This is a genomic window from Paenibacillus sp. MZ03-122A, assembly GCF_024213325.1.
Lineage (GTDB): Bacteria > Bacillota > Bacilli > Paenibacillales > Paenibacillaceae > Paenibacillus > Paenibacillus polymyxa_B.
On record NZ_JANAVI010000005.1, the window covers coordinates 97,825 to 119,997 of the forward strand.

The 22,173-nt window shown below is 48.1% G+C and carries 20 protein-coding genes and 1 pseudogene; 11 read left to right on the plus strand and 10 right to left on the minus strand.

What is annotated here, in order from left to right; translation table 11 throughout:
• Positions 1–29: 29 nt before the first annotated feature.
• Both NLX74_RS12595 and NLX74_RS12600 read right to left on the minus strand, forming a co-directional pair.
• Positions 30–1,391, minus strand: coding sequence for a GntP family permease (locus NLX74_RS12595; RefSeq protein WP_254328929.1), 1,362 nt, complete (start codon positions 1,389–1,391; stop codon positions 30–32).
• A gap of 132 nt (positions 1,392–1,523) precedes the next feature.
• A complete protein-coding gene (locus NLX74_RS12600) occupies positions 1,524–2,219 on the minus strand; it encodes a GntR family transcriptional regulator (protein ID WP_254328930.1) in 696 nt (231 codons plus the stop codon).
• A gap of 193 nt (positions 2,220–2,412) precedes the next feature.
• On the opposite strand from NLX74_RS12600, the gene map reads away from it, so the two are divergent.
• Both map and NLX74_RS12610 read left to right on the plus strand, forming a co-directional pair.
• Positions 2,413–3,159: a type I methionyl aminopeptidase gene (gene map, locus NLX74_RS12605; protein ID WP_023986734.1), complete on the plus strand. Its 747-nt coding sequence runs from the start codon at positions 2,413–2,415 to the stop codon at positions 3,157–3,159.
• Between the two features lie 40 nt (positions 3,160–3,199).
• Entirely contained in the window at positions 3,200–3,343 is a 144-nt protein-coding gene (locus tag NLX74_RS12610) for a diguanylate cyclase domain-containing protein (RefSeq protein WP_235307062.1), read from the plus strand.
• Between the two features lie 117 nt (positions 3,344–3,460).
• Here NLX74_RS12610 and NLX74_RS12615 read toward each other — a convergent pair whose 3' ends face one another.
• Together NLX74_RS12615 and NLX74_RS12620 are read right to left on the minus strand one after the other, a co-directional pair.
• Complete coding sequence (locus NLX74_RS12615; protein WP_103046767.1) at positions 3,461–3,958, minus strand: CcdC family protein; 498 nt, start codon at positions 3,956–3,958, stop codon at positions 3,461–3,463.
• Positions 3,959–4,123: 165 nt separating this feature from the next.
• Positions 4,124–4,600: a disulfide oxidoreductase gene (locus NLX74_RS12620; RefSeq protein WP_254328931.1), complete on the minus strand. Its 477-nt coding sequence runs from the start codon at positions 4,598–4,600 to the stop codon at positions 4,124–4,126.
• Between the two features lie 235 nt (positions 4,601–4,835).
• Between NLX74_RS12620 and NLX74_RS12625 the strand changes: the two genes are divergently transcribed.
• Positions 4,836–5,462, plus strand: a complete 627-nt coding sequence (locus tag NLX74_RS12625; protein ID WP_061831162.1) for a nitroreductase family protein — start codon at positions 4,836–4,838, stop codon at positions 5,460–5,462.
• Between the two features lie 105 nt (positions 5,463–5,567).
• Here the strand turns inward: NLX74_RS12625 and mprF are convergent, their stop codons facing one another.
• Positions 5,568–8,210, minus strand: a complete 2,643-nt coding sequence (gene mprF / locus NLX74_RS12630) for a bifunctional lysylphosphatidylglycerol flippase/synthetase MprF (RefSeq protein WP_069290937.1) — start codon at positions 8,208–8,210, stop codon at positions 5,568–5,570.
• A 211-nt stretch (positions 8,211–8,421) separates the two neighbouring features.
• Between mprF and NLX74_RS12635 the strand changes: the two genes are divergently transcribed.
• The 4 genes from NLX74_RS12635 (at position 8,422) to NLX74_RS12650 (ending at position 12,440) form a co-directional block, all read left to right on the plus strand.
• Positions 8,422–9,192 carry an AAA family ATPase gene (locus tag NLX74_RS12635; RefSeq protein ID WP_254328932.1) on the plus strand — a complete coding sequence of 257 codons (771 nt, stop codon included), beginning with the start codon at positions 8,422–8,424 and terminating at the stop codon, positions 9,190–9,192.
• 38 nt (positions 9,193–9,230) lie between these two features.
• The gene (locus tag NLX74_RS12640) at positions 9,231–9,749 is read left to right on the plus strand and encodes a GyrI-like domain-containing protein (protein WP_254328933.1); all 519 of its coding nucleotides are present in this window, start codon (positions 9,231–9,233) and stop codon (positions 9,747–9,749) included.
• Positions 9,750–9,962: 213 nt separating this feature from the next.
• Positions 9,963–11,165, plus strand: coding sequence for an MFS transporter (locus tag NLX74_RS12645; protein WP_103046771.1), 1,203 nt, complete (start codon positions 9,963–9,965; stop codon positions 11,163–11,165).
• A gap of 222 nt (positions 11,166–11,387) precedes the next feature.
• Positions 11,388–12,440: a lactonase family protein gene (locus NLX74_RS12650; protein WP_254328934.1), complete on the plus strand. Its 1,053-nt coding sequence runs from the start codon at positions 11,388–11,390 to the stop codon at positions 12,438–12,440.
• Between the two features lie 119 nt (positions 12,441–12,559).
• On the opposite strand, the gene NLX74_RS12655 is transcribed toward NLX74_RS12650, so the two are convergent.
• Both NLX74_RS12655 and NLX74_RS12660 read right to left on the minus strand, forming a co-directional pair.
• A complete protein-coding gene (locus NLX74_RS12655; RefSeq protein WP_061831167.1) occupies positions 12,560–13,516 on the minus strand; it encodes an ArsR/SmtB family transcription factor in 957 nt (318 codons plus the stop codon).
• A 273-nt stretch (positions 13,517–13,789) separates the two neighbouring features.
• Positions 13,790–14,755, minus strand: coding sequence for a hypothetical protein (locus tag NLX74_RS12660; protein ID WP_254328935.1), 966 nt, complete (start codon positions 14,753–14,755; stop codon positions 13,790–13,792).
• A 199-nt stretch (positions 14,756–14,954) separates the two neighbouring features.
• On the opposite strand from NLX74_RS12660, the pseudogene NLX74_RS12665 reads away from it, so the two are divergent.
• The 3 genes and pseudogenes from NLX74_RS12665 to NLX74_RS12675 form a co-directional block, all read left to right on the plus strand.
• Positions 14,955–15,074 (plus strand): annotated as a pseudogene (locus NLX74_RS12665) (GNAT family N-acetyltransferase); the annotation flags it as partial.
• Positions 15,075–15,159: 85 nt separating this feature from the next.
• Positions 15,160–15,792, plus strand: a complete 633-nt coding sequence (locus NLX74_RS12670) for an NAD(P)-dependent oxidoreductase (protein WP_061831169.1) — start codon at positions 15,160–15,162, stop codon at positions 15,790–15,792.
• 33 nt (positions 15,793–15,825) lie between these two features.
• The gene (locus NLX74_RS12675; RefSeq protein ID WP_254328936.1) at positions 15,826–17,544 is read left to right on the plus strand and encodes an NAD(P)H-hydrate dehydratase; all 1,719 of its coding nucleotides are present in this window, start codon (positions 15,826–15,828) and stop codon (positions 17,542–17,544) included.
• Here the strand turns inward: NLX74_RS12675 and NLX74_RS12680 are convergent.
• Entirely contained in the window at positions 17,528–18,022 is a 495-nt protein-coding gene (locus NLX74_RS12680) for a hypothetical protein (RefSeq protein WP_254328937.1), read from the minus strand. The genes NLX74_RS12675 and NLX74_RS12680 overlap by 17 nt on opposite strands.
• A 170-nt stretch (positions 18,023–18,192) precedes the next feature.
• On the opposite strand from NLX74_RS12680, the gene NLX74_RS12685 reads away from it, so the two are divergent.
• Positions 18,193–19,029: an HAD hydrolase-like protein gene (locus NLX74_RS12685; protein WP_254328938.1), complete on the plus strand. Its 837-nt coding sequence runs from the start codon at positions 18,193–18,195 to the stop codon at positions 19,027–19,029.
• 190 nt (positions 19,030–19,219) lie between these two features.
• Here NLX74_RS12685 and NLX74_RS12690 read toward each other — a convergent pair whose 3' ends face one another.
• Positions 19,220–20,971: a methyl-accepting chemotaxis protein gene (locus NLX74_RS12690; protein WP_254328939.1), complete on the minus strand. Its 1,752-nt coding sequence runs from the start codon at positions 20,969–20,971 to the stop codon at positions 19,220–19,222.
• A 165-nt stretch (positions 20,972–21,136) separates the two neighbouring features.
• A complete protein-coding gene (locus NLX74_RS12695; RefSeq protein WP_023986750.1) occupies positions 21,137–22,168 on the minus strand; it encodes a ribonucleotide-diphosphate reductase subunit beta in 1,032 nt (343 codons plus the stop codon).
• Between the last annotated feature and the right edge of the window lie 5 nt (positions 22,169–22,173).

Sequence of the window (22,173 nt, forward strand, 5' to 3'; positions counted from 1 at the left end):
CTTCACTTACCGTTATTAGCTCATTACCGTTAAATTAACACACTCAGCAGCATAATCAAACCGAAAGCGACCAGGGAGAGGATGGTTTCCATAACGGTCCATGATTTTAGAGTCTGCGGAACCGTCATATTGAAAAATTCTTTAATCATCCAAAAACCGGCGTCATTCACATGAGACAAGATCAGCGACCCTGCTCCTGTAGCAAGGACGACCAGTTCGACATTCACGCCGGGTGTAAGTGCCAGTACAGGTGCGACAATACCGGAGCCTGTCGTCATCGCGACTGTCGCTGATCCAGTGGCTACACGAATGAGCGCAGCGACCAGAAAAGCAAATATAATCACATTCATATGGGCTCCTGTAGCGACCGCTGCAATGGCCTGACCTACACCGCTGTCGATCAATACCGTTTTAAATGCACCGCCGCTCCCGATAATTAAGATAATAGAGGCTGTTGGTGCTAGACATTCACTGGTAAAACGGGACAAATCCTCTTTCTTTAGACCACGTGCATAGCCTAGCGAGAAAAAAGAAAACACGGCCGCAATCAGCAATGCCATAACCTCATCACCAATGAATTTGAAAAATACAGTGAGCGGATGTGCATTGGCCGGGTCTACGATTTCAGCGACTGATCCGCTAAGCATTAGAATAACAGGTAATAAAATGGTGAACAGAGTAATCCAAAAAGGAGGCAGCGACCGTCCCGTCGTATTTCTGAACTGCTCGTCCAGCCTCTCGGAAGGTCTGACCATGATTCTTTTGCCAATCCAAGCGCCGAAGACCGGGCCTGCAATAATGGCGGATGGGATGCCCACGATGAGTGCATATCCTATCGTGCGTCCAATATTGGCGTTAAAGGCTTCAATCGCGATCATCGGAGCCGGGTGGGGTGGCAAAAGGCCGTGTACCGTCGATAGTCCTGCCAGCATCGGAATACCGATTTTCAGCAGAGACATATTCATTTTACGGGCAACCGTGAACAGAATGGGAATTAATAAAATAATACCAACCTCAAAAAATACGGGAATACCCACGATAAAGCCTACGATCATCATCGCCCAATGAACGCGTTTTTCACCAAAACGATCCATCAGTGTGGTCGCGATGCGTTCGGCACCGCCGGATTCTGCCATCATTTTACCGAGCATGGTGCCTAAACCGATCACGATGGCGATGGAGCCGAGCGTACTGCCGAGCCCTTTGGTGATGGAGGCAGTAACTTCATGTCCCGGCATCCCGTTAACCAGTCCGAGAAATACCGACGAAAGCAGCAGTGAAACGAAGGGATTCCATTTGAATTTGGCAATCAGCAAAATCAAAAGAATGACGGTAACTAGCGCCCATATGAGCAGGGACGCGTTATGACTCAAGCCGAGTAATGTGTTCATGAAGTAATGCCTCCTTATTTATATATGTGTAGCTAAATGTATACTTGTCGACAACTTTAATGTAAAAGAGAACCGCGCCAGCAAGAAACGCATGAAGCGCGGTACATCGGCTCTTTGTCACGCATGTTGCGGCTAGGACGATGTCTTTCTGTAGGGAGATAAGACGCTGTCGTTAACCGCGTTGCGGGTATCTCGGTAATGATCCTCAATAAATCCCGATAACTCCTGAGCATTCCCTTGACTTAAAGCGTTTGCAAAGGTTCGATGTTTGTGAATCGTGACTTGTGATTCTTCGATGTTAGACGCAAATCGTTGTTCTGTCGCAGCTAACATGACCGTCAGGATTAGCTGTCTCATACCATTCCAGGTATGAAGAATACGGGTATGGCCTGCTTCCAGAACCAGAGCCTCATGAAAATTAAAATCCTGAAGAGAAAATTCAACGACATCCCTGTACTTGAGAGCGACTTCCATTTTGTCAATCATCTGATTCAAAACAGTCACCAATGTGGCATTATCACTATGTACATACCTTTGTACAACAAAATGCTCAATCAGCATTCGCACATCGAATAGCTCCTCCATATCACCGGGTGTCATGCCAACGACAACCGCCCCCATGCGCTCCAAACGGATCAGTCCTTCGCTCGAGAGCGCCTTCAAGGCTTCACGCACCGGAGAACGACTGGTACCAAAATCGGCAGCAATCTGATTCTCAGATAGAACAGTGCCTGGCGTCTGAATACCCCGTATAATCTGAAGCCGAAGTTCACAAGCAATCCTTTCCCCAAGCGATGCGCCCTGTAACCAGGTTGTTGGATATTTCATAGGATACTCCTATCTTGGAAATAATTTTGCATACTGGTATACAAGTTATGGAATATTATATACCCCGTTTAAGATCCTTGTAAACGGTGTCAGTTGACATCGGTTCCATTTCGCTGCTTTTAGCGTTACAATAGAAGCAGAAAAAAGAAACAGTGAAAAGTGGAACGAACACGGAAAAGAAGGAGACCGTTTAATGATTATCATTAAAACCAAAGAACAAATTGAAAATATGAAAAAAGCTGGAGACATTTTGGCTGCTTGCCACCGGGAAATTGCCAAAATGATCAAGCCAGGCATTACGACACTGGAAATTGACGCCTTTGCGGAATCCTTTATGAAGAAGCATGGCGCAACACCGGAGCAAAAGGGCTATAACGGCTACCAGTTTGCAACTTGTGGCTCACCTAACGATGTGATTTGCCACGGCTTTCCGAATAAGACACCGCTGAAGGACGGGGACATCGTGACGATCGACATGGTTGTGAACCTGAATGGCTGGCTGGCAGATTCCGCTTGGTCGTATGCGGTGGGTAATGTGTCTGAGCAGGCGCAAAAGCTGCTGGATGTTACCAAGGAATCGCTGTATAAAGGGATTGAGCAAGCCGTTATCGGTAACCGGATCGGAGATATTTCCCATGCGATACAAACCTACGCGGAAGCGGAAGGCTTCTCGGTCGTACGCGAATTCATTGGGCATGGCATCGGGGAAGAAATGCATGAGCAACCGCAAGTTCCTCATTATGGACCCCCGCATCGTGGACCACGCTTAAAAGAGGGTATGGTCATTACAATTGAGCCGATGCTCAACACAGGCACATACCGCAGTAAAATTGATGCGGACGGCTGGACCGCACGCACGTTGGACGGCGGCTTGTCTGCTCAATACGAGCATACGCTGGCCATTACAGCAGATGGTCCGATCATTTTGACCCAGCAATAAAAGCAGGCACCCCTCGGGAGCATACAGACTAACGGGTTGAATGACAGTCAGTCTGGGCATATTCATCTGGCTCCCCGAACGCCAGAGTGAGCATGAAGAGCTGATCGAGCAGGCAGATCTGATGCTGTACACTGCGAAGACAGAGGGACGCAATCGAGTAGCTCCTTTTTCCCGGAATGCATAATGTAGACCTGATAGACTAAAAGACCAAAAAGACCAAAAAGACACGGCTCCTGTTGGGAGAACGTGTCTTTTTGGTCTATACAGCAACATGCGAGCATGCATGTTAAAAACCCATTTGTCAGATGCGAACTTCCGTCTCGTTCGGAACGAACTGACGATATTGGAAATACATACGAAGCCGCCAGTGTAACAAGGTTCCGAAGGCCAGGATGAAAAATAGCCCTGCTGTCTGCGGAATGGTAATGTAATGCTGAATAAATTCATGCAGCAGCAATCGGACGATCAGCAGGCTGATCAGAATAAAAAAGAAGGTACGTGAGCGTTGGACGAAAACCAGCCCTTCTTGCAATTCAAATTTGGTGCTGCGGATCAACGGGTAAGAAAAAATAAACCAGCCGACCAGAAAAGCGCCCAGCGCCCAAAGCCAGGGAACCCGTACTTCCGGCACCACAAACATCATAAAACCGGTGCTCATGCCGAGCGGAGGAATGATGATTTTTTTGGCATTAATCGGGCGATGACCTGTCTTCATACGGATGAAAATAGCCGAAATAGCGATTACGATCATACCGAAGGTTGCGCCATATTGCAGCAATGGGGTGCTAATATGAAACATGGACTGGCCCCCTCTATAAGGAATATAAGCGTTATTGGACAGACTGCAAACCTTTTACATTATACCACATATGCAATGGATATATTTAGTTACAGTCTTTCCTCTGGCAAGCGGATTATACGCCTCTTGGTGGTAATGGGTCCTATAATGAGGTCTCTTTCATACTTATGCGAGTTCCTTTGCTTGTACCTCTCCTTGAGCTGATTTTTTCTCCTGACGCATGATATAACCCATGGCTGCAATAATAAGGATAAAGGCGATCAGTGCGAGAAAAGGAATGGTAATAAAATCGAACCAGTTCAGGTAATCCTGTTCACAGGATACTCTGCCGCAGGAAGTTGAAGTTTGCGCAGCTGCTTTGGCGGCTGCATGGATGCGCTGAATGATAAAATGATAGGCTGAAATCGCGCCTCCAATGATAGCCAACGGCATGACATAACGGCGTATCTCCGAATCTCCTCGAAAATAGGCGATCCCGAGCAGAAGGGTCAGGGGATACATCAGAATGCGCTGAAACCAGCACAGCTTACAAGGCTCAAACCCCAAAATCTCGCTGAGATACAGACTGCCCAAAGTTGCCACACAAGCTACAACCCAGGCGGCAAACAAAGCAATATCCGTTTTTTTAAAAGATCCAATCATAGTAACGCTCCTTTTTTAATTCAAATGAGAACAAAATGTACTCACCCGTGTCTTGTCCCATCGGCAGGCATCTGCCGATATGTATGTCTTAATCCGTATTGTACTGTATTTTGAGTGCAGGGTCATACTTAAACATATTGACATCATTCACTATCATTTTTATAATTGCAGTAGTTTAGGAAGTTAATGAGGATTCAAGTTAGATATATATTAAGAAATTAGGAGTGTGCCTAGAATGTCGAGCAGTCCAAAAAATGAAACTCTATCTACTATTAGTGAAAGACACGCGGTAAAGAGCTATGTTAAGGATTTTAAATTGCCAGAGGAAGATTTGGAGGCTATTTTGACTGCAGCGATAGAAGCTCCTTCCGCTTGGAACCTTCAACATTGGAAATTCCTTGTCATCGAAAGCGAAGCGGACAAACAAAAATTGCTACCTATCGCCTACAATCAGGGTCAAGTAGCGGAAAGTTCCGTTACGATTGCCGTATTGGGCGATTTGGAAGCGAACCGCAACACCGTCATTTATGATCAAGCGGTAGAAGCAGGCGCACTGCCAGCAGAAATCCGTGACGCATTGGTAGGTCAAATCAACGGCGCATACCAAAATCCGCAAGTAGCTCGCGATGCAGCCATCCTGAACTCTGCTCTTGCAGCACAAAATATTATGCTGGCTGCTAAATCTTTGGGCTACGACACTTGCGCAATGGGCGGTTTCATTCCAGCACAATTGATTGAGCAATTCAATATTCCAGCACGTTACCTGCCAACTATGCTTATTAGCGTAGGTAAGGCACAAGTGCCAGCGCGTCCATCAGGACGTTTTCCATTGTCTGAAGTTGTTGTAAAAGGCAGCTTCTAAGAAGATCTGTGAATATAAAAGGGTGTTCCTGCAACCGTTCGTGGTTGGGAACACCCTTTTATACGTTGTGTTAGGCTATTAAAGTTCCTGTTGTCAGCCCTTTGTTTAGTCCGATCGTTTGGACACGAGATAAACCAGCTCCAGCGTCAGGATTGGTAGAAAGACAGAAGCCGGATAGGCCAGATAGCGCGGCTCCCATTGGGGCTTGAACTTATCCTTAAAGCGCCGAAGCCCCTGAAAACCGTAAAAATGTCCCCCGTATTGGAAAACAAGTCGAGCCAGCTTTTCCTCGCGTAATGCCTTTTCGCTTTGTCCTACCTGGGACAGCGGTGCCATACCCAAATTAAATGTCGTATATCCACTCTCCTTGGCCCACTCAATGACCCGTGTGAATAAATAATCCATCGTGCCATTTGGCGTGTCAGGCAAGTGGCGCATCAGGTCAATGGAGACCGTCCGTCCATGATCGTAGGCAGGGGCCATCGTAGCGAAAGCGATGACCTTCCCTTCAGAGTCCTTTAGCAATGCAATTGGAGCCAACTGAAGGTAAGGTTCTTTGAACCAGCCGAGGGAATATCCCTTCTCCTTGCGCCCGTCCAGCCAAATATTCGAAACATGCCGCATTTCTTCAATCAGTGACGCCTCTAGAGGCGGTTGGATGATTTCGAACGAGTAGCCTTCGCGGTCAAAGCGGTTTTTGGCGCTGCGTAGCGCCTGATTGCTTTTGCCCGTCAGTGTAAATGATTCCAGCGGTACCAGTGCTTCCTCGCCCAGTTTGAAAAAGCGATAGCCGTTCTCGTGATAGATGGACAAATACTCCGGCGAGGCCTGATAAAATACAGCCGTTAACGCATACCGATCTGCGAACCGTTGGAATTCCTGAATGGCTTCACTTACACGTTCTTTTGGACCGAGGGGGTCACCTAATACAATCAGTTTGTCCCGGCTGCGAGCATAGGGAATGACGACCTGTTCATTTTTGGTCCAATACAGATATTTATCGCCCAAAAAAAGCATATGAGATACGAGATTACCACCCTGCCGTTCCAAAAATTCTTTTAGCTTATCCAGCTCTTGCTCGTCGGGTAAATTGGCGATGCTACGCTGAGGTCGAAGAAAGAAATACACCGTTAGGAATACCCATGCCAAAATTAGACTAAACACGGCGGTAACTCCGTAATCGCTGCGGTTCATAAAAAAGTCCAGATGGACCTTGGCATGCAAATGGCGCATAAAAGGAGTGTTGGAGCCTGCCCCAATGATAAAATAAGCCCCGGTTACGAGTAGAGATAATCCACCCCATATTAAAATGTTGTGCCGATTCAGCGGAGCACTGACCCGATAAAACCGTGAACGTGAGATCCATAGCATTAACGCCACAAACAGCAGGAATAAGGCTTCTTCAAAATCTAGCCCTTTAGTGAAGGTGAAAATAGCTCCTGTCAGCAGCAGTATCAATGTCAGCCGCAATGCTCTGCGAATACGCAGAGAGATTCCGTGGGACAGGACGACAAGCATTATCCCGATGATGACCGAGATTTCATGCGACAAGCGCATCACGGGCAGGCTGAGCAAATGCTCAGCAAAACGTAGCCGATATAACAGACCGGGCGTAGCTGCCGACAAAAGAAGCACCACGCCGGAGATGAGTACCAGCTTACCAAGCGCCCATACCCCTAGATCGGCCAAAAACCGGAATTGACCAGGCCAGCCCCATACCTTCTGCCAGGCATTAAGGGAATAATCCCAACCCGTCTCAGCTAGCTGATTCAGGCGCTCGTTACGTGGAATCATTTCCAGCGCGGCTAATACCAAGCCGATGAGCCACGGGATGATGTAATAAAAGATACGAAAGACCAGCAGCACAGCCAGTGCCCGATCTGAGTTGGCTCCCGCCATTTGCAGCCCGAGCAGAGCAATGATGTCGAATGCCCCCACCCCTCCGGGTGCAAGACTGATCAATCCGGCAATCGCGGCTATCACATAAATGCCGAACACAGCATGGATCGGAAGTTCATGGAGCAAGTGCGAGCCGATCCATGCAAAGGTAAGGCCAGCCAGCAGCCATTCCAGCAGAGAAGCACTAATGGAAGCGGAGATAGTGGACCAGGAAAGCTGTCCTTCTCCCTTGTTGAACCATGTGGAGTACCGTTTGGAGCGCTGCATGATTAGAAATAGCGGCAGGTACAATGCCATTCCCCACAGCGCCCAATGAAGCCAAGGATGAGCATCCAGCACAGGCTGTACCGGATACAAATGGACAATGGCCCCCCAAGCCAGTAAAGATAGTCCGGTAATGACGACCGGCGAAAGAAACACGACGGCAGAGGTGATGACACCTAACGGCACACCGCTTTTTTTATACAGTACGGTGCGAAGTCCCGCTCCTGTAAAGCCTGCAAAACCAAAGACATTATTGAAGGTATTGGAGATCCACGCGTAGCGAAATGTCGTCCCAGGCTTGACCTGAAGCTTGAAATGATGCCTGATTACGTAATCGTAGGCGCTCATAGCCGCCACGGCAGCCAGTGAGAACAAGCCAATTTCGATGAGAAACGTGGCATCCATTCGCCGCAGCTCATGAAACATACGCGCCAGATTAAAGTCATTTAGTTCTCGTCCGGCCTCCCATATAATAAAAGCCAGTACAGCCAACGGTAGCAGAATACGTGTCAATCGCTGCCTGTAGATGGTCATCAAGAACTGTACGATTTTAAAGGATTGGGTCGGTTTGTGATTTGACTTCATAGATTCACCTGCTTGAAAAGAATGAGATATACACGAAATAAAGTACTTAGAATTCATGCCCAATGAACATTACTATACATTATACCTACAATAATCGCTTGAATAACAACAGAAGGGTTACGAAATGGGATTTCCGATTGATTGCTGTAAATAATTCCAATATAATGATGGAAAACCTAGTGAATTGCTTGGCAATGGAGCTGAACTGGACATGAGTATATGGGACCGCAATCTTTTCATACGTCGCCTGGAGCTGATATGGCCTCCAGATGCTGACGAGAGCCAATATCCGTTTAACTTAAAAGCCCTGCACCAGTGGAACGAACTGAAATTCCATCCTTCCGTCACCTATATTATTGGAGAAAATGGCGTAGGTAAATCGACGCTTATGGAGGCAATCGCGGTCGCGTGGGGATTTAATCCAGAGGGCGGTACTAAAAATTTCAATTTTTCTACACAAGCCACGCATTCCTCACTGTATGAGCATATCCGGCTGGTGAGAGGGGTGGAAAAGCCAAGGGATGGCTTCTTTTTCCGGGCGGAGAGCTACTATAATGTGGCGACTGACATCGACGAGCTGGATCGAGAAGGAGGAGGGCGACCGATTCGAGATTCCTATGGGGGTAAATCGCTGCATGAGCAGTCGCATGGCGAGTCTTTTTTTGCTGCCTTTGTGCATCGGTTTGGAGGACAAGGATTGTATATTTTGGATGAACCGGAGGCTGCGTTATCACCTTTGCGCCAGATGGCCATGCTTGCACGGATTCACGAGCTGGTGCAGCAGGGCTCGCAGTTTATCATTTCTACTCATTCCCCTATTTTGATGGCTTATCCGGATTCCATCTTGTATCATCTGACACATGAAGGGATCGACACCCCGACGCTGGAGGAAACCGATCATTTTATCATTACGAAACAATTTCTGAATAACAAGGAAAAGATGATACAGGAGCTATTCGAAGATCCACAACAGGGATCGTAGAGACCAGAGTAGCATCCGCTTGATGAGGAGGAAATAGGATGAATTCAAATCTCATTGTGGACATTCGACGATTACCTGCTTTCAAGGTGGCGGCTCTGACCGCACAGGCCCCTTTTGCCAAGCTGGGTGATGAGGTACGGAAGCAGTGGCAACGGGTGCAACAGACTGTTCCAGAGATTCACCCTGGTCGTCTGGACGTGGATACGGGCTATGTTTTAACTCCCCAATGGACAGTTGCTCAGGAGAAAGGAAGTATGACGGTCAAGGTGGGCGTTAAAGTGTCCTCTTGGAACGAAATACCGGATAGCCTTGAACGCATTGAGATACCTGAAGGGAAGTATGCGGTCACTCGTTTTCAGGGAGATCGTGAACGACTGAACACCATTTATGATGACCTGTTTACTTGGATGGAGCGTAATGGTTACGAGCGTAATACTACGGAGGGGGCATATTGGATCGAGTCGAATCAGCTTAAGCCTGTGAATCCTTTTGATATTCCATCCGCAGAGATTCAGCAATTTGATTATGATATTGCAATTGCTATTGTACAAAAATAAAGGATTATGAATCGTTATGAGAGGGACAACGTCGTCTATTCAGGTTGTTCCTCTTTGCTGTTCTGCCAAAGGAAAGATTCAGGGTTATCGGAAGTATTTTATGATTGTTATTTGTCTCACACTCTATTAATATAATGGAGAGTTTTGCTGAAATGGTTGCAAAATAAGATTTTCGTATACGAAATAAAGAACCTGAGGAGGACAAAACGCTACATGTCAGATTCACAACAGTTAAAAATGGGGCCGCTGGTCATTTTGATGATTAATATGTTTATTGCCATGCTGGGAATTGGCCTCATTATTCCGATCCTTCCCAAGTTTATGAGCTCCTTGGGAGGAAGTGGTGAAACGGGTGGTTATTTGGTTGCCGTGTTTGGCTTAACCCAATTCCTGTTTTCGCCGCTAGCGGGAGAATGGTCCGATAAATACGGACGTAAAAAAATGATTATTATCGGTTTGGTAATCATGACGGCGTCTTCTGTATTGTTTGCGATTGGGGAATCGTTGACCATGCTGTATATCTCACGTTTGCTAGGAGGTGCAGGGGCAGCTTTTATGATTCCTCCGATGATGGCCTATATTGCTGACATTACAACGGTCCACAATCGCGGTAGAGGAATGGGGTTGTTGGGTGCCGCCATGTCTCTTGGCTTTGTGATCGGTCCTGGTGTGGGCGGCTTGCTAGCAGATATCTCAATTCGTACGCCCTTATATGTTTCGGCGGCCGTATCGGGCGTAGCTGCACTGATTTCCTTGATTATGCTGCCCGAAACCTTGTCGCTGGAGAAACAGTTGAAGTTTCGGAATGTCAAGGTCAAACGGGACAATGTGATTAAACAGTTTGCCCTTTCTTTCCGCAAGCCTTACTTTATGTTGCTGATTATGATATTCACGTTAACATTTGGACTGACGCATTTTGAAACGATGTTTCCTTTCTTCGTGACGGGCAAGTTTCATTACAATGAGCGTGATATTGCTATCATTATTACGGTAGGAGCACTGGTCGGAACCGTGATTCAAGCTGTGGTCATTAGCCCGATGTTGAATCGTTTTGGCGAAAAAGGTGTCATTATCGGTTCCTTTCTGTTTTCAGCGATTTCCCTTGTGCTTATGCTGCTCTCCGGCAACTTTTATTATGTACTCGGGGTATCGCTCATCTTCTTTACCGCTACGTCGTTGCTACGGCCAGCCATTAATACTGCTTTATCCAAAATGGCGGGGGATGAGCAGGGAGTTGCAGCCGGCATGAACAATGCTTATATGAGTATTGGTAATATTCTAGGACCTGCGCTTGCGGGTACATTGTTCGAGGTGCATATCAATTTGCCATACATTTTTGGGGCAGTCATTCTCATTCTTAGTTTGGGGCTGGCTGTAAAATGGAATAGCAGAGATACGCAAACCACAGCGGTTTAATATTGTATTTTTCGTAAACTTAGTCTCTTTTGGAGTGAACTGTGACGTTCTTATGAACCACAGTTGGCGCCGAAGGAGGCTATTTTTTTGCATATATCGCGAAACGTTAATGAAACAACAGAATCTTGGGTAATAATGCATGATGAGTTTACAACAAGACAAATAGTAGAGCTTAGAGCTAGATAATATGTAAAAAAAACAGCTAGAAGGAGATGAGAGCTGATGGAAGAGCGAAATGAGCAGTTATTTTATACAGGAACTTATGCGTCTCGTCAGGAAAGAGGAATATATGTATGTGCTTTGCATGTGAACAATGGTGATCTACGCATGGTTGGAGGTGTGGAAGGGATTGAGAGGCCTTCTTTTCTCGCGCTACACCCGGATGGGACGAAGCTGTATGCTGCCAGTGAAACAGAAGAAGGCGAGCTGTATGCGTATCAGGTAAATGCCCAGACGGGGGAATTACATTCTTTGGATCGAAAAGGGACGGAGGGAGCGCATACTTGCTATGTTTCCGTAACATCCGATGGACGATATGTGCTGGCTTCCAACTATTCAGGCGGCAATGCCGTTGTGTTCCCTACGACAGAAGCTGGAGGATTAGGAGACATGTCGGGGCAAGTTCAGCATACCGGCTCAGGTATTCGTCAGGACCGCCAGGATGCGGCACATCCGCATTCGATTATTCCAGACCCTTCAGGACAGTATGCCCTGGTATGTGATCTGGGACTGGACCAGATTGTGGTATACCGTTTGACAGAGGATGGAAAACTGGTGACCCATCGTGAGACAGATTTGCCACCTGGTTCTGGACCGCGTCATCTGGTTTTTCATCCTTCGCGTCCATATGCTTTTGTCGCCAATGAGTTGAACAATACAGTCGCTGTGTTTAGTTATAACGAACGTAATGGTGAGCTTACATTGATGCAAAGCCTGTCCACACTGCCAGAAGGCATTATAGATGTAGAAAATACAGCAGCCGATATTCGGATTACGCCCTGTGGACGCTTTTTGTATGTGTCAAACCGCGGTCATGACAGCATCGTGCTATACCATGTCGATCTGGACAGCGGCAAGCTGAAGACGGTGGAATGGGTGGAAACCTTGGGCAGCACACCGCGTAACTTCAACATCTTGTCCGGTTATCTGGTAGTAGCGAATCAGGATGGAAACAACATCGTATCCTTTGCCATCCATAGTGAGGATGGACGGCTGACCCGAACGGGATATGTGCTAGAGGTTCCTTCACCTGTATGTATTGAACCTGTACGCTAATCGCATAGCACCTGGCATAAGAGTACGATATAAGTGGATGAAAAAATAAAACACGGCGCTTTGCTTCCCATAGAAGTATGGGCAAAACGCCGTGTTCAGGTTTTGAAGTGAACTAAAAGTTATTTGCTAGTATCGCCAGCTTCTACCGTTACTGTTTTGGTATGATTTTCTGCATGTTTGTAGTACAAACGGAACAGGATGTCCTGATTGTAGTTACCAAATCCGGTACCGAACAGAGTAACCCCTCCAACATGCTGGGCATCATCCAATATGGCAATACGGAATTTCCATTGCTTCTGATCAATCAGTACTTGGCTTAAAGTCACGTCGGATATCTGTTTGCCATCCATAAAGGTACCTTCGGAGGTAACGCGAAGTCTTTTAAGGAGACCATATTGATTGATAAAATCAGGCCACCATGCAGGTGTGTATTTACCCCGGTTATCCCCGAAATCCCCTGGGCTGGTCCATGTACCCAAATTCACATCATTTAGGAAAAAAGTGATATCTGAAGGCCAATTATCATTGGTAAAAGGGGCCTCGGATGATAGTTCCATCGAAATTTCCAGTTCCTCAGCTTTTTGGCTGGACAGTAGGAAATTCGGCACCTTATAATCCATATATCCTTGGCTGAACCATAGAATTTTGGAATTGAAGCGCTCAGGGTCCAAGAACGAACGAGGCTCATCGAATTCACCAATGATCTTTTCGACGGTAGCCAGTCCGCAGGTCGCCTGTATTTCAAAATCTGTAAAGTGTCCCACAGAAATCTCCGTCTGATGGAATTGTCGTACATCCTGCTGGTAGCGTGGCATGGCGATTTCAATTTTGTCTGTAGCCAGTGAGCACACTTTCTGTACTCCGCCTCGCCCAGGCAGCATTTTGGTCGAAATAATGGACGCTCTCTCCAGTTTCTTAACATGCATCGTCATAATCGCACTGCTGAGACCCAACGCTTCCGCCAGCTCACGTATATTCATAGGCTTCTCCGCAAGCAGAACAATCATGTTTAGCCGAACCTCACTGGCCAGCGCTTCATAAACGGGAAGTGATTTTTCAGAAATGTCCAGTTGCATAGTTCCTCCAATTCTAACGCACATCATAAATTGATGGTAGTTTAACATATATGGATTTTTTTCAATATTCATACATAAAAAACGATATGATTTACATTTATATAAACAATATACCCTTTCCTTGATCACTGGCACAAGCCTAACCCCTCAAAAAGCCAAAAATTGTTCAAAAAACAGGACACCCCATAATCTCTTTCTTTGTTGTTGGGATGTCCTGTGATGGTATGTGATTTGCAGGGTGGATACGGGAATAGAATCCTGTGCTATTGGTGTTTAGGACCGGATATGTTCTTCTGCCAAAGAAGAGTCAGCCGTTTTATCTTTATCTGCTGCGTGTAAATCCTGATGTTGAGAAGAATCTGCCTTGATCAAGCCGGGATGACCAACATAAGGACGATCACTGCGCGAGCGGCCGCGGGTAAGTCGGAAGCCAATCAAGAACAGCACAAGCTGAACAGCCAGTATGTAGGGAGATGCTTCCGGTCCGATCCATTGAAACAGAGCGACAGCGGCGATCACTAAGCACAACAGGCTTGTTGGAAAATGGGATGCCGTCACGTCCAGATCATTTTGTCTGCGCAGGGTCATCAGTCGGTACACATACAGTAGAGCGATCAAGCCGGAAACGAACCTCATCCATGCACGCCCTATGAGCCATGAGGCAGATTGTGCAGTATCGGGCAGACTAACATCGACATGGCTGGAGGCTATCAGTTCCATAACCAGCCTTGTGACCAACCAGACGATTCCTGCCAGCGCCAACGGACCAGCTGCTGGGCGCAATAGCTTCCACAATGCTGTTCCCCAGCCCGGAGCATGAGATTCCAGCAGAACAAGACGCCGTTCCTCGATGAGTTTGTTCATTTCACGCTCCAGTGATTTGAGAAGCAATTCTCTGCGGAATGTATCACACTCCCGAAGGGATGCTTGAACCTGCTCTTGAAGGTGAGGGGTCAAATAGGGAGCAGCTTTGGCTTCCTGAAGAGCGTGGATGAGTCCGTTCTGGTACTGCTTTTCGCTGTTATTGAACCCGTTCTGGGTAGCGGGTTGGAGACAACCAGCTAATCGTCCATAAATACGCAGCGATTCCTGTAATTCTTCCAGCCGCTGCTGACGTGAATTTCGAAGCTGGGCTGCACTGTGAACATACAGCCATACCAGCAAAGACAACGCCAGCAGGAAGGCAATCAGACCGGGTGAGATATATGCGGCTAACGCCGCGAAGTCCGTCGGGGACACCCGCAATCCCTCCTTCCATTGTTCTTTCTACACTATTGCACAGACCATACAGGCATTTCAAGGGCTTGTATCCCTTTGACCAGGATATATGAAGTATTTTTTGGTAAAATAGACAAGATTACAAGCAGGAGGAGATTCAGCATGGATAAAAATGTAGAAATTGCAACAGAACATCATGAGACATCGAATCAACCGTACGGGCAGCCTTGTGACACTGATCGCGGATAAGCCGGCCGACCGCTTGTATGCGCAATTCGGCTTCCAATTGGTCAGTCCGAGGTCGGAAGGGATGTACTGGCGACAGCCGGGGGGACTGTAAGCTGACATGCTGTACGGGTTTAGGCTGGATATAAAACGGATAAATAACAGTAAGTAAATTATAGACAGGAAGAGGGCACATTTATATGAAAGTTATTATTTTCGGAGCAACAGGAACCATTGGTCAAGCGTTAGTAAAGGAAGCAATCAAGCGTAAGTATGAAGTGACGGCGGCGGTGCGCGACCCGCAACGTGTGACGGAGCAAAGTGAATATTTGACGGTGGTTCAAGCAGATATTTTAAATCCGAATTCCGTTACGGACGTGGCCAAAGGGCACGATGCTATCATTAGCGCATACGGTCCCAAGTTTGGAGAAGAGGAAGAACTGCTCGAAGCGACTCGTTCTTTGCTGGAAGGAACTCGGCGTTCCGGCGCAGAGCGCATACTTGTCGTTGGCGGAGCGGGAAGTCTGAAAACAGAAAACGGTGAACGCCTCATGGATACCGCCGAGTTTCCGGAGGAAGTGAAGCCACTGGCGGCTGCCCATGCAGATGCACTGGAGCTGTACCGCGCTGCGGATGTAGACTGGACCTATTGTAGTCCTGCCGGAATAATTGAATTGGGAAAACGTACAGGACAGTTCCGTATTGGTTTGGATCATTTGGTGGTTGACGAATTAGGCCATAGCCGTATCTCGGTCGAAGATTATGCGGTAGCCCTGATTGATGAGTTAGTAGAAGGGGAGTTTGTCAATTCCCGTTTTACGGTTGGATATTAATAAGCAGGGATAGCTATACGGGAGGCGAAAAGCATGTATATGGTGACCGCCGAAGAAATGCGAGAATTGGATCGCTATACAATTGACAAGCTGGGTATTCCGGCCCTTACCTTGATGGAAAATGCCGGGCGCGCGGTAGCTTACGAGGTGTTGAAGCTATGTGCCGAAAGAAGTGGGAAGAGCAATGGCGGCGGCTTCTCAGTAGGCACTGCTGATCTAACACGTGGAAATGATCGTGCTGAAGTGTTGGGGTCGCAGTGGACAGAAGAGGTTACACACACAGGGCCGGGGGATATACCGGGACATGGCGGTGTTATACGGACAGAGATGTGGAGTCAAGGACGACATGACTTACGGGAACGAGAACACTGGTATATCCTCGTAGGCAAAGGCAACAACGGTGGTGACGGACTGGTGGCAGCCCGTCATCTGACCGATGCAGGGCTACGCGTCACCGTTGTGTACGTCGAGCCGCCAGACACGCTACGCGGTGAAGCGGCTGCGCAACGCGATATCATCGCGGCTCTGGATATCCCGGTGATCCTCTATGGCCGGGATATCCTCGACCTGCGCGGCGCCTCCGGCGTCGTCGATGCCCTGCTGGGCACGGGCACGCAAGGCCCGCCGCGCGAACCCTACGCCTCGCTGATCCGCGAGGCCAATGCCAGCGGCGCGCCGCTCGTGTCGGTAGACGTGCCTAGCGGCCTCGACGCCGACACGGGTGCGCTGCACGAGCCGTGCATTCGTGCGCGCGTCACCGTATGCCTCGCTTACTTGAAGCGTGGGCTCGTCCAATATCCGGGCGCCGGGACCGCAGGCGATGTGGTGGTACGCTACATCGGTATTCCACCCGGCCTTGCCCGTGAGTGCGGCGTGCAGCTGCGGCTCTTGACCCGTGACACGCTGCGCGCTGCGCTGGACGTAGATGTAAGTCGCAGCCGCGTGCCGGACGGGCACAAGGGCACCTACGGTCATGTTCTCGTCGCGGCCGGGAGCCTGCGCATGAGCGGCGCGGGCTTGCTGGCCGCACGTGCCGCCCTGCGCATCGGCAGCGGCCTTGTCACGTGGGCGGTGCCCGAGGCGTTGTTGCCGCGCGTCATTGGCGCCGCGCCGGAACTGATGCTCGCTGCCGCGGCAGCAGGCGGAGACGGCGAATGGAATGCCGACTCCGCAGACGAGCTGCTACAGCTCGCGCAGGCACGTGATGTACTGGCCGTCGGCCCCGGCCTCGGCCGCTTTGCAGGGGACACCGGCTGGCTGCGCCGCCTGTGGGAGGAATACGGCGGTCCGCTCGTGCTTGATGCGGACGCCTTGAACATCCTCGCCTCGGCGGGGCCTGAGCTGGAGGCTTGGAAGCCAAGAAATGCGGCGGTCGTACTAACGCCGCACCCCGGTGAAATGGCTCGTCTGCTGGGCATACCGACAGCAGAGGTGCAGCGTGACCGCATCACCCATGCCCGGGAGTACGCCCGAACACGTGGGGTCACGCTGGTGCTCAAAGGAGCGCGTACCGTCATCGCTTGTCCTGACGGAACGGCCTACGTCAATACCACAGGCCATGCTGGGATGGCGACAGGCGGTGCGGGCGATGTGCTAACAGGCATCATCGCAGGTTTGCTGGCTCAGGGCTTGAATGCTTCGCAGGCAGCAGCTTTTGGCGTGTATCTGCATGGTGCGGCTGGAGAAACAGCCGCACGTCATCGCCAGCATCCTGCCTCCGTGATCGCTGGCGACATTATTGAAGCCCTATAGGCCATAGCAGCAGTGGCAGGAGGAAGGCCAGCATAATCTGTAATCCATATTCACGGTTTAGCCAGTGCCTTCCTCCATAATACAGCAGTGTAATCCCTGCACCTGCGATGCCGTTGCTCCATAAAATGCCCGTTCCGGCAGGCGACATCAAAGAACCTAGCAGGAGAAAGACGCTGAATCCTGCAGCGAGGTATAGGGTGATCTGCTCGGGCTTGCGAAGCCAGGGTAAAAGATCGCGTAGCGCATCAGCGGCAAGAGCGGCAGGAAGGGCAAAACCATAGGCCCACAGCTGCGCGGTCAGTTCACCACTATTGCCTGCTATAGTCAGAGGGATTCCTGTTATTTCTTCTGTCAGATAGCAGTAGATCCATAAGAGACCAAAAACCAATCCTCCACAGGCCAGTTTATTCAGCGCATAACAACCAAGCTCCATCCGCCAAGGCATTTTGGAATTAAATTCATTCCAAGGCTGTCTCATGTTGCGACTCCTCCTCTTATCACGCTCGGTATTCACAACCAATCAAGGAATTTATTTTCAATTACAATCCGCTTACCGTTTACGACATTTCAGTTTACGTTAGCTGTGTATCATGTTCCTAAGCAAAATAAAGATTGCGGATAGCCGCGGTACGGAAAGGCGGGGATTGCATGATACAAGCGGTTATTTTTAATCTCGAAAGTACATTGTTAGACCCCGGAGGACGAGGCTTAACCCAGGGAATGCGTGACATTTTCAGATGGAAAGGTATACAGGTAACTGAAGAACAGGTATCTCATGGGCGAGGAATGCCGATCCGGGATCATATCGCGAATGTGCTGGGACTTTCAGAGGTTCGAAAAAAATGGCTGGAGTGCTTTGGTGCGCATCCTGGCAGAGTGGATATTGAGCATATTTATCTTGAGCTTGTCCCTGTTCTCCGCTCTTTGATCCAAGGGGCTGAGCCTGCTATCGGTATAGACAGGGCGCTGCAGGAGTTGCAGGATCGTCGCATTCAGTCAGGTGCGACTGCATCCTGTCCGATGGAGATGCTCAGTCACGTATTTACGCCTGCACAGTCACCCTATACGCTGGATTGTATGGTTGCCCCTTGTGAAGTTTCGCAGGGGAGGCCTTATCCGTGGATGATCTATGAAATTGCACATCGCTTGCAGGTATTTCCGCTGAGCGATATTGTGAAAGTAGGAGATACAGCAGCCGATATGCAAGAGGGACGGAACGCCGGCGTATGGACGATTGGTGTGTTGAACCATAGCGAAAGCGTGCTGACCGCAGTCCAAACCACCAACCTTGAAGCGGATGACAGAGTGGCTGAGGAACGACGCAGACAGAGTGTATATGGTTTGAAAAGGGCAGGAGCCCACATCGTGATGAACTCGATCGCTGACTTGCCGCGTATTTTGCGTGAAATCGAAATGCTCCAGCACACGGGAGGCTATCCTTCTTATACAAAACAGGTAAAAACAGCGGCGCTACCCCCATCATAAGAACGGGTATGATTCTGGAGTGCTTGAATACACACTTCTAGGTTATATGTATGCACCTCCTCGGATAAAGGTGAACTCTGCTCAGCTTTCAAAACATAATAATGGAGCATTCGCTACGTTAGCGAATGCTCCATTTAGTTTACTTCTTTTCGTTCAGTTGAATCGAATCCAACATAATATTCACTATTCACTATTCAGCGGTTTTTACCCGGAACTGGTCGGCATGACGCTGCAGATTGTTTGATAGTGTGGTCAAATTGCGGGCTACTTCGGATAGTTCTTTTACCGCTAGGGCCTGCTTCTGAGCACTTGCTGATACATCTTCTGTCATTCCGGCAGTTTGCTGTGCCGCGCTGGCTGTGTGATTTAAATGTTGATCTACGCTGTGACGTACCTCTTGCATCTCTGCCGTCAATTGAGCTAGATGTGCAGCCAACTCCTGAACTTCCTGTGAAACCTGAGTAACTTTGTCAACAGACTGTAGACATACCGAAATTTGGTTTTCTTGTTCATTGACGGTCTTTATGTTTTCATCGAATTGATCACCCATTTGCTCAATTTGCTCAACAAAGCTTCTTAAAATATCGTCGATTTCACGAATTGATATGGCGGATTGTTGGGCAAGTTGTCCCATTTCATGAGCGACTACAGAAAAACCCTTGCCAGCTTCGCCTGCACGTGAGGCTTCAATAGATGCATTAAAGGACAAAATCTGCGTCTGTTTTACGATGCCCTGTACCTGCTGACCGATGTTAGCTGCCTCGCGGGATTTTTCGGTTAACGCGTGTGACATGCGCTGCATCTGCTTGATACGCAGGGCGCTTTCTCGTCCTTTCTCTAATAACAGTTCATGCTCACTGGCTACCTGATTACGAACCTCATTGAGATGATGGGCCGTATCCGTAAATTGTTGCACATGGCTTCCGACTTCATCCAGCGTTTGTCCTAATCGGTCAGATTGTTGAACCGATTCCACCGCTTGATCCGCTTGGTTAATAGAAACATCGGCAATTTGCTGGAGTGTGCGGGAAAGTTCTTCAGTCTGGTGAAGTGTCCCCTCCGTTGTCACGACAATATTCTCCGATGCATGCTGGAGTGTGCTTGAACTGCTTTGAATATCCACAATCATATTCGACATGGCTTCCACCATTTTATTCGTCAATTTGCTGATTTCGCCTAACTGATCATAGGTTACTTGCGACGATGTAACTGTAAGGTTGCCGTCGGCTACTTGCTCCAGTGTATTTTTAATAAATCTCACCTGACGCAGTATCCGCCGAGTTACCAGCATCATAGCCGCAATGGAGATGATCAGAATGATGGAGATAACAGGAATAACTAATCGGTAGGCCTCGGGCAAGGTATGTTCGTATACTTCAGTCACAGAGGACAGGGATCTATCGATTCCCAAGTAACCAATGATGGCTCCATCTGTATCCTTAATGGGAGTAAAGGAGGAAAACATCGTCCCCCACTCAGGGTCCGTTGTGATATCTGTAGTCACTGTTTCCCCTTGTTTCAATTTCTCTTCCGTTTCTTTAAGGGTAAAACTTACAGGAGTTCCGAATGGACTGTAGTCTTTGTCGTCCCAGGCGGCTCCATCTACCGTAATTTTCCACTCATTGCCCACACGGTTGTACATATAGATGTACAGGATTCCAGTTTGCAGCCTGAGCGTATTTAACTCGTTACGAAGTTGTTTATACTCGATACTTTGCTCAGAAGAATCAGTATTTAAGCTCTTGACTGCGGATTTGTCCAGTAACTGGGCCGTGTTCTTTGCCAGCGTTTCATTGTTTAGCTGCATGGTTGATAGAGAAGCATTTTGGATGGATTGATTGGTCGTCCACAGTACAATGACGCCAATCACTATTAAAGGAATGAGCAAGATGAAGTAGAGTTTGGATTGTAATCCCATTCTTTTTTTAACGGTGCTTTTCATAATATGCTCCTTACTATGTTTTTTTCACCTTCATATATATCGTGTACAAATAGGAAAATATGAATAGTTATTTAGATGTTTCATGATTTTTTTGCGTATTTGCGTAAATTCTCATGAAAAAAGCCTTAGCCCGGTAAATACCGAGCTAAGGCTGTATCTTATGACTTACAAATCGTCAAATCCGTTGTCATCTCCGACCTTGCCATAATTGCGTGATTTTGCTTCAAAGAAGTCCGTTTTTGTCGCATTCAGCGCTTCATCTGAGAAAGGTTTGATCCAAGGCATACAGTTTACATCTACGCCTTCGTACGCTTTGTCCATACCAAGCAATCTCAGGCGCATATTTGCCATGTATTTGATGTAATCGCTCAGCTCGTTCAAGTCGATGCCGCGAACCTCTTTGAGCGTATAATGCGCCCAATTCGTTTCGAGCTCCACAGCGCGGTTAATCATACGATAGACATAGTCCGTATTTTCCTTGGTATTCAGCTCAGGGAAATCGGACAATAGCTGCTTGAACACTTCGGCAAAGAAGTAGCAATGCTGATTTTCATCACGCTGAATATACGAGATCATTTGGCTGGTTGCCATCATTTTCTGATCACGGGCCAAATTGTAGAAGAACGCAAACGTACTGTAAAAGAAAATGCCCTCCAAAATCAAATCGGCTACCATCGCTTGGAAAAAGGTCTGTGGGTTCTGCTCATCGCGGAACTCCTGATAAATGTCCGAGATGAATGTGTTACGCTCCAGCAGGACGGGATCGTTTTTCCAGTATTCAAAAATTTCCTTCTGTTCCTGATCTGACACCAAAGAAGACAGAACGTAGGAGTAGGACTGGTTATGCACCACTTCCTGCTGCCCGATAATCGCTGAAATAGCTTCCAATGAAGAGTCGGTAAAATAGCGTTTTACATCCCCGACAAACATCGTTTGCATCGAATCCAGTACAGCCAGCAGGCCGATGTTAATTTTGAAGGTGCGCTGTTCTTCGGCATCCAGCACAGGGAACTGGGACGCGTCTTTGGACATCGGGATTTCATCTGGAATCCAGTGGTTCAGCAGCAGCACTTTATACAATTTGTACATATGCGGCATCCGAATATCGTTCCAATTCAAAATACCGGAGCTTTCGCCTTCAATAATGCGGGTAGAGCGATTTGGCGCTTCCGTGTTAAAAATCTTCTGTAACTGCATGAGAG